This is a genomic window from Bacillus sp. JJ1127 (genome assembly GCF_036965845.1).
Taxonomy (GTDB): Bacteria; Bacillota; Bacilli; order Bacillales; family Bacillaceae_G; genus Bacillus_A.
The window spans coordinates 1-1,471 of the sequence record NZ_JBALQK010000255.1; the positions used below are offsets into that span (position 1 = coordinate 1).

At 33.8% G+C, this 1,471-nt stretch carries 1 protein-coding gene; it reads right to left on the bottom strand.

The features are described from left to right. Positions 1-38: 38 nt before the first annotated feature. Positions 39-1,372, bottom strand: a protein-coding gene (locus tag V7183_RS21465) for an IS3 family transposase (RefSeq protein WP_097963322.1) whose coding sequence is annotated in 2 segments (ribosomal slippage) — positions 39-986 and positions 989-1,372 — 1,332 coding nt in all. Because the reading frame shifts where the segments join, the coding sequence is not laid out codon by codon here. Positions 1,373-1,471 lie beyond the last annotated feature (99 nt).

Consider the following 1,471-nt stretch of genomic DNA (forward strand, 5'->3'; position numbering starts at 1 on the left):
TAATCTGTACCCTTTGTAAAGGACATTTTGAAAAAAAGTTATGCAACATCAAGAAGATGATTTCTGTATTCAACAGGGGTCATCTTCTTTAAATTCCATTGATATCTATAATGATTGTAATACGTCATATAGCTCTTAATTTCATGTTTTAATTGTGTAAAAGACTCACAGGGTTTTATAGATGCTTCATCTTTGAGATGACCAAAAAACGATTCTTGTGGGGCGTTATCCCAACAGTTTCCTCTTCTCGACATAGATTGTCCTAGCTTACATTTCTTGACTAATTTTTGATAGGTAGGACTTGTGTAATGAACTCCTTGATCTGAATGGATAAATGCACCTTCAGCTAATTTGATTCGTCTATTCTTCTTTAGTTTAAGCAGAGTATTAGTAGCTATATCTAACGTAAGCCGTTCTGAAACATGATAAGCTAAGATTTCATTCGTGGATCCGTCTTGAATTGTAGACAAATAAGCCCTCTTATTCTTACCGTAAACTAAATAAGTAATATCTGTTAGAAGCGCCTTTCCAGGAAGATTTTGTTTGAATTCTCGATTTAATAGATTGGGTACAACTCGATGTTCTTTCGTCGCTTTCATCATTCTTTTATAAGGATTCGCCTTACGAATCGGACAGACAATCCCGTATTTTTTCATAATTCTACGTATACGCTTTAAATTGTAGACAACTTGAAATCGACCCGCTAATGTCATTTTAATTTGACGAGCCCCTTTATTCCGATTTCTAAATCGCAATGCCTTTAAAATGATTTCTTTTACCACCTCATCTTGATCATTCTTTTGTTTCCGCTTTTCTTGAGATTGTAAAGAGAAATAATTATAGTATCCAGAACGTGAAACGCCAGCTACTTTACACAAGTGGCTTACCATATTTCTTACGTTATATTTTTCGATGACATAACGAATTAATAGATACTTTTGACTAGGTGATAACGTTAGTTTCCTTTCATCCTCCCTTCCATAAGTTTGATCTTTTTTAACAGCTCATTTTCAGCCTTTAGTAAGTTTCGTTCAGCTTCCAAACGTGCGTACTTTTCTTCTAACGTAAGTTCTCTCTCAAGAGATCTTCCAGAGTTTTCTTTGCGTGTATCACGTAAACCAAATACACCATTCTCTCTATAAGCACCACGCCATCTACTTCCTGATGAAATAATACGCTTTATTCCAATCATATCTATGTCAAAACCACATGCTTCAAAGATGTCCCTAGGCAATTTTCCTTTTTCATTTTCTTCAATAAAAATACGCTTAAATTCGTCTGTGTAAGTAATAGCCTTTTCACTCACAGCTTTTACATATGGATTCTTTAATAGTGTTTGAATTTCTTTTTCCGTAAAAATCTTTTTTGTCATTTTGAAATTTCTCCGATCCCGATTTTTCTCTTATTATACAAGAAATACCCTATAGAACAGACTTTTTTTCAAAGTGTCTATTCTATAGGGTACATTTTA